Origin of the sequence: Aurantimonas sp. C2-5-R2, from assembly GCF_036549495.1 — a bacterium.
Classification (GTDB): domain Bacteria; phylum Pseudomonadota; class Alphaproteobacteria; order Rhizobiales; family Rhizobiaceae; genus Aurantimonas; species Aurantimonas coralicida_A.
The window spans coordinates 1-8,192 of sequence record NZ_JAZHLJ010000115.1; the positions used below are offsets into that span (position 1 = coordinate 1).

An 8,192-nucleotide genomic window follows, 5' to 3' on the forward strand; every position below is an offset into this window, starting at 1 on the left:
CACGATCATCTGAAATCGTTGCTCACGATCCCCCGAAATCTCTGCTCACGATGCGGTGAAATCCGTGCTCACGATGCGGTGAAATACGCAAATCGGTATCGCAAAATCTCGCGGACACGCCGCATGGTCATTCTCTCCGCCGGCATCTGGTTCCCTTCTCCGGACAAGCCAAAGAAGCGAACCTGAACGCACCAGCAGACCCTGCCCACCGCCCCGAAACAGGGGGCGGCATTATCTCGGAATCAGGGGGCGACTAATTCTCGGAACAGGGGAGCGAGATCATTTCGGAACAAGGGGGCGGCATCCCTCGGAATCAGCATTCATTCCCGGCAGGGCCTGGAGAAACGGCCGCTCGCTGTCGATGCGCTTGGCGATCCGGGCGTTACGGCGGGCGAGGAGTTCATCGATGAAGGTGCGATAGGCACCAAGATCGGCGAAGTCGACACTGGCACGAATGAGAAGCGCGTCGCGCACCGCGGCCTTCAGATGACCATGGGCGCTTTCGATGGCGCCGTTCTCATGGGCGACGCCGGGATTGTTGCGGGTCGGATGCATGCCGTAATGGGTGCACAGGGCGCCGTAGCGCTGGGTCAGATCGTCTTCGGCAGCGGCGCCGAGGTTGCGGAATGCAGCCGAGAGGCTGTCGGTGCGATGCTCGTGAGGAGCCAGGCCGAGCGACCAGAGGGCGTTCTGCAAACCTTCCGCGAGCGCGACGAAGCTCTCGCCGCCCATGACGACGTGGGCGTGGGCGAAGCCGGAATAGGCGAGCCGAAAGTGATAAAGCCGATGATCGAGCGGCACGCCGGCGATCGAGACGGCGAGGTCAGCCATGTCGGTGAAGTCGGACAGGCCGACTTGGCCGGGAACGTGGATCTGCCTGAAGATGACCTCCTGTTCCTCGCCATGAACGGCACGCCAGGAGCGGATGCGCCGCTCAAGAGTACGACGCACACTGTCCGGCAGATCCGGGTGGCGGCGCTGCATCTCCTCGAAGACCGCCACAGGACGAAGCCCCAGCGCTCCCTTCAAAAGCGGGACGATCTCGGAATCGAAGAGGTCCGCGAGCGGATCAACCCGGCGCCGACCCCGTTCTGCCTTTCTCGCCGAGGGCAGGCCGGGCTCCTTCTCGAGCCGCTAGGCCGCGCTGGCGCTGAAGGATGCCTTGGCCGCAGCCACAGTCGGGGAATCTGTCTGACGGAACTTCATGTAGAGCCTCATCTGGTGATCGGTGATGTGGCGGCCGGGCACGCGGGGGTCCTCTCGATCGAGAAGAACACACCGCAGGCCATGCCGACCGCGATCGCCAGAGGGGCATCAAATACCCGCCCGCCGTTGTCGTGACTTCGCTCGGGCTACGCCCTCCCTCCGTCACGACAACGGCGGCTGCTTCTCATCCTGATTGTCGCGCTTTCCCATCCTGATTGTCGCGCCGCAGGCCACTTTCATTCCTCTCGGAACTCCTGCGGCACCTCGCCGTGCCGGGCGAGGACCGTCGGCTCCTCCAGCACCTCGCCAGTTTCGGTATCCACCGTTTGTTGGACAGCCACGACGCCGGGGAAGCGCGAGGCATCCCGGTTTGCTCTCTCGATTGCGCTCGCTGCGTGCTTGAACTGGAGCGTCTGCCCCGCGATCAGCCGCTTCCCCTGCTTTTCGAATTGCTGGACAATGTACAGGGTCTGCGCTGGCATGGGCTCACTCCTGGATTCTTCACTTTACCATGCCGATCGGCGTCGACAGATATGGGTTCAATGGTCCTGGAGAGCGTATTGAGACGCTCGGGTTCGGTTATCGCGTAGGTGCTAAGATAGGCATGAGATCGGGGAACTCGTCGTGAATCTCGTCAAGGATGAACTCGTCCTCGACCTCGGCTAGAAGAGCAGCGGCCCGGTCGGGCTCGCCTGCTCCGATGCATAACCGGATTATTTGGTGCCGGGCAAATCCGGCATAGAACTCGTCGTTGATCGCTTGCAGGATCTCAAGGGCTTCGTCCCGGAGCCTTTCGTATTGCTCGCGGTCGTTAGCGTCGTCTGTCAGCATCGCACCAAAAGCCGCCTTCGCCTTCACCGCTTCTGCGAGTTCGGCCTGCCGATCAAGGTCGCCTTCACTCTCACTGGAGACCGTCTCGTCAGCAGCTTCGACGACACTCACTCCTGGATCGTGCCGACGATCAGGGCGTCCGAAAAATTGCTTCAGCCACCAAAGCACCATGCTCCTTCCCTTCGTCCGCGTCATCTTTCAAGGCCGGAGGCCTTGGCCCACTTGAAAGAACCGCGTGGTAGGCGTGCAGGTAGGCGTCCACCATGCGGGCAGCTGTAAACCGCTCTGCATGGGCACGCACGTTCGAGCGGTCGAGAGTATGCAGCAATTTTACGGCGTGCACAGCGCCGGCCTCGTCCGGCGCCAGAATGCCGCTCACGCCATGGGCGATCACCTCCGCCATGCTGCCGCGGGGATAGGCGATGACCGGCGTCCCGCATGCCATGGCTTCGACGACAGAAAGCCCGAACGGCTCGTCGAAGTGGATGAGGTGGAGCAGACCCAGCGCCCCACCCAATAACGTGTCCCGCTCAGAAGGGCCTACCGGGCCGACGTAGCGCACCCGATCCCCGAGGTGAGGCTCGACTTTGCGCTCGAAATACCCCTGGTCCTGAACAATGCCGGCCAGCACGAGGGGCCGGTTGGCCGCACGGGCGACGCGTATGGCGTCCGATGCGCCCTTGTCCGGGTGAATGCGACCGAAGAACAGCAGGTACTCGCCCGGCAAGTCCTGGAAGGTGAATTCGCCGAAATTCAGACCGTGATGGATCGTGGCGAGATAGGTGAGGTCGGGGTGACGGTCGGCATCGGAGATGCTCACATATGTCGTGCGCCCGTTGAACGCGCGATAAACGGGCAGAATGCCTTCGCTCGAGAAGCCGTGGATGGTGGTGATCGTGGGGGTGTCGACCAGGCTCGCGTACGTCAGCGGGAGAAAGTCGTAATGGTTGTGGATCAGGTCGAAGTTCGCCGCCTGGCCGAAGGCGTTCGCCAGATGCAATCCTTCCCATACTTTGGCGTCCAGCCCCGGCGTTTCCTCATAAGGCGACGGCACCACGGCGCTGAGGCGGGCGCTCGTGCAGGAATCCGCCGTGGCAAACAACGTCACATCCACCCCGGCCGCGACGAGGCCTTCTGTGAGCAGCGACACCACGCGCTCCCAGGGGCCATAGTTGCGCGGCGGCACCCGCCAGGCGATGGGGGCGAGCATCCCAACGCGCAATGGTCGCTCGTGCGCCGGATGACGGGCGAGCGGATGCACCCCTTCAGAGACCGCCGACACGGCTTGTGACCGTGAGCCGCGCCGCTCGATCGTACTCCGCGACGCTAAGCCAGAGCGCCAGTGTGCTTTCGGCGCCCTGGTTGGCGTTGGCGCGGTCGCGGTGCAGCCCGTCGCGGCAACCGCCCGTTTCAGGATCGTATAGCGGTGTCTGCAGCGCGTTGCGGCCGACCAGCCATTCCAACGCTCGTCGCGCGGTGGCGAGCCACACGACATTACCCGTCGCGCGTTGCGCCTCCAGGGCGGCGGCGACCGTCGCGTAGGCCTCGATAGGCTGCCCATCCCACAATGGCCTCGCCTCGCCAGCGCCGTACACGCGCTCGGAGCCCACGGGGAGGAACGCGCCATCCGGCGCTGTCTGCTGTTCCTCCAGCCAGCGCAGCGCGTCCAGCCCTGTCGCGAGTGCTTCAGGGCTCCCGAACACCCTTCCATAGGCGATCAGGCCGTGCGGCAGCTTGGCGTTGCTGTAGCTGAGGTAAGGCTCGAACCACGGCCAGGTCGAGGTGGCCGACTCGCTGTGAAGTCGCAGCAGATTGCCCGCATATCGATCGGCGAGGGCCGCCCATTCCGGATGAAGCGTCTCGTTCTCGGCCCGCTCGGCAAGGGCTATCAGAGCGATGCCTTGCGCGCGCGGGCTGTCGAGATGCTCAAGGGCCGCCCAAGAGCGGCTGAGTATCTCCCGCGCCGTGCTACCAAGGGCACCCTCCAACGCGTGCGCGGCCGTGACCAGGGCGCGCAGAGAGCGAGCCTGGACATTGTCGCCGCCATCCTCGTCGAGCCAGCGACGATCATAGGACATGAAGTTGCGGAAGCGTTGTGTGGCGGGGTTTAGGGCGTAGTGCAGAAAGGAGAGGGTGCGACGGGCAATCGCCGGTGCGTGCGGATCGTCGCCGACGAGCGCGGCGAGTTGCAGCGCCCGCGCATTGTCGTCGGTGGAGTAGCCCTCGAACGGATTGGGTACCGCGACGGTCGCATGCTGCAACATCCCCGTCCCGTCCGTGAGAGCGGTGACGTGGTTCAGCGTGAGCGACGGCAAAGGCCGGGAGGAGAGCGGGGCGGGACGGGTACGCATCGCCGCGCTGAAGACGTCCGTGTAGGTGCGCGCGACGTTCGGCCAACGCATCTGCTCGCCGTAGGCCCGAGCGCGGTCCTCCAAGGCGGCGCGCTGGGTTGGATCGCGGAGCAGGTCGGACAGAACCGTCCTGAGCGCTTCGGCGTCACGAAAGGGGACGAGGACACCACGTCCGTCGGCGAGGAGCTCCTCGGCATACCAGAACGGCGTGCCGACCACCGCCTTGCCGTTGCCGAGGGCATAGGCGAGCGTTCCCGAGACGATCTGTTCGCGGTTCACGTAGGGGACGAGGTAAAGGTCGGCGGCGGCAAGGGCGCAGGTGATCCGGTCCAGATCCGCAAAACCGTCCTCGAAACGGACATGCTCACCCACGCCGAGATCGGAGGCGAGCTGCATCAGCTGCTCGCGGTAAGCCTCGCCGTGTTGCGCGCGGATGTGCGGGTGGGTGGCGCCGAGCACGAGATAGGTCACGTTCGGGACATCGCGCACTACAGCCGGCAGCGCTCGGATTGCGGTTTCGATCCCCTTGTTGGGCGACAGGAGCCCGAAAGTGAAGATCAACGATCGCCCGGACAGCCCAAGGCTCGCCTTCGCGGCCTCGCGATCCTCCCGTACGTCGGGAATGCCATGGTGGATGAGGCTGATCTTCTGTCGCGGCACGCCCTGTGCGACGAGGAAGCTCACCGCGCGCTCGCTCATGACGATGAGCTTGGCTGACAGGAGGGCAAGCTCCTCGATCACCGCGAACTGCTCGGGCGTGAAATTCTCCAGCACCGTGTGCAGCGTCGTCACGATCGGCGAGCGCACGCGCCTCAACAGAGTGAGGAGATAGCTGCCGGCGGGACCACCGAAGATGCCGAACTCATGCTGCACGCACAGCACGTCAATGGCACGCGCGTTCAGCGCGTCCGCGGCGGCCTCGTATGCGGCAACATCATCCTGCTCGATCGTCAGCGCCACGCGGTCCGGATAGGAATATGTCTGTCCGTCATTCATGCCGACAACCAGGACCTCGGTTCTCGGCTGGGCTTGGGCGATCGCCTCGGCAAGGTCGTGCGTGAAGGTGGCGATGCCGCATTGGCGCGGCGTGTGGGTGCCGAGTAAGGCGACGCGGCGGGTTATCATGGCGGTCCCTTCGAGATCGAGAGCGCCGCTCACAGACGACGGGCTGATAAATGAAGAGGGGCCCAGCGAACTGGACCCCTCGTTGGTGAAGTAAGAACTCTTCCAGACGCTTGCGAGGTCTTAGAAGTCCATGCCGCCCATACCACCCATGCCGCCGCCGCCCATGCCGCCCGGCATGCCGCCGCCGGCACCGCCGTTGCGCTTGGGGGCTTCCGAGATCATCGCTTCGGTGGTGACGAGGAGACCTGCGACCGAAGCCGCGTCCTGGAGCGCCGAGCGCACGACCTTGACCGGATCGACGATGCCCATCTGGATCATGTCGCCATACTCGTCGGTCTGGGCGTTGTAGCCGTAGGTGACCGAGGCGTTGTCGAGGATCTTGCCGACGACGATCGAGCCTTCCGCACCGGCGTTGATCACGATCTGGCGAAGCGGGGCCTGGAGGGCGCGGCGCACGATGGTGATGCCGGCTTCCTGGTCCTGGTTCTCGCCCTTGATCGTCAGCGCGTGGGAGGCGCGCAGCAGAGCGACGCCACCACCGGCGACGATGCCCTCTTCGACGGCCGCGCGGGTCGCGTTGAGCGCGTCGTCGACGCGGTCCTTCTTCTCCTTGACCTCGACTTCCGTCGCGCCGCCGACGCGGATCACCGCGACGCCGCCGGCGAGCTTGGCGAGACGCTCCTGGAGCTTCTCCTTGTCGTAGTCCGAGGTGGTCTCCTCGATCTGGCTCTTGATCTGGCCGACGCGGGCCTGAATCTGCTCCTTCTCGCCGGAACCGTCGATGATCGTGGTGTTCTCTTTGGTGATGGAGACCTTCTTGGCGCGGCCGAGCATGTCGAGCGTGACGTTCTCGAGCTTGATGCCGAGGTCCTCGGAGATCACCTGGCCGGCCGTCAGGACAGCGATGTCCTCGAGCATCGCCTTGCGACGGTCGCCGAAGCCCGGCGCCTTGACGGCGGCGATCTTCAGTCCGCCGCGCAGCTTGTTGACGACGAGCGTGGCCAGAGCCTCGCCCTCGACGTCTTCCGAGATGATCAGGAGCGGCTTGCCCGACTGGACGACCGCCTCGAGGATTGGGAGCAATGCCTGGAGGTTCGACAGCTTCTTCTCGTGGAGGAGGATGTAGGGGTCATCGAGCTCGGCGACCATCTTCTCGGCGTTGGTCACGAAGTAAGGCGACAGGTAGCCGCGATCGAACTGCATGCCTTCGACGACTTCGAGCTCGGTCTCGGCGGTCTTGGCTTCCTCGACCGTGATGACGCCCTCGTTGCCGACCTTCTGCATGGCCGAGGCGATCATCTCGCCGATGTCCTTCTCGCCATTGGCGGAGATGGTGCCAACCTGGGCGACCTCGTCGGAGGTCTCGATCTTGCGGGACGCGTTCTTCAGGGCTTCGACGACCTTCAGGACGGCCATGTCGATGCCGCGCTTGACGTCCATCGGATTCATGCCGGCGGCAACCGCCTTGCCGCCTTCGCGGACGATCGCCTGGGCGAGGACGGTGGCGGTCGTGGTGCCGTCGCCGGCCTTGTCATTGGTCTTCGAGGCAACTTCGCGCAACATCTGCGCGCCCATGTTCTCGAACTTGTCCTCGAGCTCGATCTCCTTGGCGACGGCGACGCCGTCCTTGGTGATGCGCGGAGCGCCATAGCTCTTGTCGATGACGACGTTGCGGCCCTTGGGGCCGAGCGTGACCTTCACCGCATCGGCGAGGATGTCGATGCCGCGCAGCATGCGTTCGCGGGCATCACGGCCGAATTTTACTTCTTTGGCTGCCATTTTGGTTTTCTCCTCGGGCGCCCGAGGTCGGGCTGCGCCGCTTCAAAGGTTCAGAGGTGAAAGAAAGGCGAGCCGAGGCTCAGACGACGATGCCCATGATGTCGGATTCTTTCATGATCATCAGGTCTTCGCCGTTGAGCTTGACCTCAGTGCCGGACCACTTGCCGAACAGGATCTTGTCGCCGGCCTTGACGTCGAGCGGCTGCACTTTGCCCTGCTCGTCGCGGGCGCCCGCGCCGACGGCGATGATCTCGCCTTCCTGCGGCTTTTCCTTCGCGGTGTCCGGGATTATGATGCCGCCCGCGGTCTTAGCTTCGGCCTCAATTCGGCGAACCACGACGCGGTCGTGCAGAGGACGGAAGTTCACGTTGGCCATGGGTCGAACCTTCGTTGCGCCGGTCATGCGTTCCAACGCGACACCCGACAAAGAGGAATTGGCACTCTCTATATATGAGTGCTAACAGGGGACTAGGCCTCACCCATCGTACCTGTCAAGTTCAAAGCAGCCCCTCGGCGGCTTCGGCCTCGCTAGCTCGACCGGCAAACTCGATGATAAACGTCATCAGCGCGGTGGCTGAATTCGGACGTAATCTCTCGATCCGGCGGATCCGGGCTGGTTTTAGCCGCGCGAAGGTGGAGGGGAGGGTGCTCGGAGGTCTATCCATGACATCGCAGCGATCAACGACGTATGGGTCGAAGCGATCCAGCACAAAGGCATCCATTCAGTGACGCAATAGCGATTGCGGAACGTTGCGACCTTCGCTCCTCCCGCGTCTAAGTTTGAGCGTCAGCAAGAGGATCGTTGAACGAACCTTGCCTATCCGGTTGATTCCCACACCCACTAGATCTAGTGTTGGGCATGGATGTCCTGGCCCGTGAAGACCTGCCGTTCCCGCAGTC

Annotated in this window: 8 protein-coding genes and 1 pseudogene; 1 reads left to right on the top strand and 8 read right to left on the bottom strand. The window is 63.9% G+C overall.

Annotated elements, in window-relative coordinates; translation table 11 throughout:
• On the top strand, positions 1–186 hold a 186-nt coding region (locus VQ044_RS22810), incomplete at its 5' end, for a hypothetical protein (RefSeq protein ID WP_331827795.1).
• Positions 187–327: 141 nt separating this feature from the next.
• Here VQ044_RS22810 and istA read toward each other — a convergent pair.
• The 8 genes and pseudogenes from istA to VQ044_RS22850 all read right to left on the bottom strand — a co-directional run.
• Positions 328–1,248, bottom strand: a pseudogene (istA, locus tag VQ044_RS22815) (IS21 family transposase); the annotation flags it as partial.
• Between the two features lie 194 nt (positions 1,249–1,442).
• Positions 1,443–1,688 (bottom strand): hypothetical protein, encoded by a 246-nt coding sequence (locus tag VQ044_RS22820; RefSeq protein ID WP_327649786.1) that lies wholly within the window; start codon positions 1,686–1,688, stop codon positions 1,443–1,445.
• Positions 1,689–1,785: 97 nt separating this feature from the next.
• Positions 1,786–2,148 (bottom strand): hypothetical protein, encoded by a 363-nt coding sequence (locus VQ044_RS22825; RefSeq protein WP_327649785.1) that lies wholly within the window; start codon positions 2,146–2,148, stop codon positions 1,786–1,788.
• Positions 2,149–2,167: 19 nt separating this feature from the next.
• Complete coding sequence (locus tag VQ044_RS22830) at positions 2,168–3,247, bottom strand: glycosyltransferase family 4 protein (protein WP_327649783.1); 1,080 nt, start codon at positions 3,245–3,247, stop codon at positions 2,168–2,170.
• Between the two features lie 55 nt (positions 3,248–3,302).
• Positions 3,303–5,513 carry a glycosyltransferase family 4 protein gene (locus VQ044_RS22835; protein ID WP_327649782.1) on the bottom strand — a complete coding sequence of 737 codons (2,211 nt, stop codon included), beginning with the start codon at positions 5,511–5,513 and terminating at the stop codon, positions 3,303–3,305.
• A 120-nt stretch (positions 5,514–5,633) separates the two neighbouring features.
• Positions 5,634–7,292 (bottom strand): chaperonin GroEL, encoded by a 1,659-nt coding sequence (groL, locus tag VQ044_RS22840; RefSeq protein WP_327649780.1) that lies wholly within the window; start codon positions 7,290–7,292, stop codon positions 5,634–5,636.
• Between the two features lie 79 nt (positions 7,293–7,371).
• Complete coding sequence (gene groES / locus VQ044_RS22845) at positions 7,372–7,668, bottom strand: co-chaperone GroES (RefSeq protein WP_327651338.1); 297 nt, start codon at positions 7,666–7,668, stop codon at positions 7,372–7,374.
• A 121-nt stretch (positions 7,669–7,789) separates the two neighbouring features.
• Positions 7,790–8,014: a hypothetical protein gene (locus VQ044_RS22850; RefSeq protein ID WP_327649779.1), complete on the bottom strand. Its 225-nt coding sequence runs from the start codon at positions 8,012–8,014 to the stop codon at positions 7,790–7,792.
• Positions 8,015–8,192: the final 178 nt, after the last annotated feature.

Excerpts from the sequence above, each read along its gene's own strand:
- VQ044_RS22820 (WP_327649786.1), bottom strand. The coding sequence starts at position 1,688 with ATGCCAGCGCAGACCCTGTACATTGTCCAGCAATTCGAAAAGCAGGGG.
- VQ044_RS22830 (WP_327649783.1), bottom strand. The coding sequence starts at position 3,247 with ATGCTCGCCCCCATCGCCTGGCGGGTGCCGCCGCGCAACTATGGCCCC.
- VQ044_RS22835 (WP_327649782.1), bottom strand. The coding sequence starts at position 5,513 with ATGATAACCCGCCGCGTCGCCTTACTCGGCACCCACACGCCGCGCCAA.
- groL (WP_327649780.1), bottom strand. The coding sequence starts at position 7,292 with ATGGCAGCCAAAGAAGTAAAATTCGGCCGTGATGCCCGCGAACGCATG.
- groES (WP_327651338.1), bottom strand. The coding sequence starts at position 7,668 with ATGGCCAACGTGAACTTCCGTCCTCTGCACGACCGCGTCGTGGTTCGC.
- VQ044_RS22850 (WP_327649779.1), bottom strand. The coding sequence starts at position 8,014 with ATGGATGCCTTTGTGCTGGATCGCTTCGACCCATACGTCGTTGATCGC.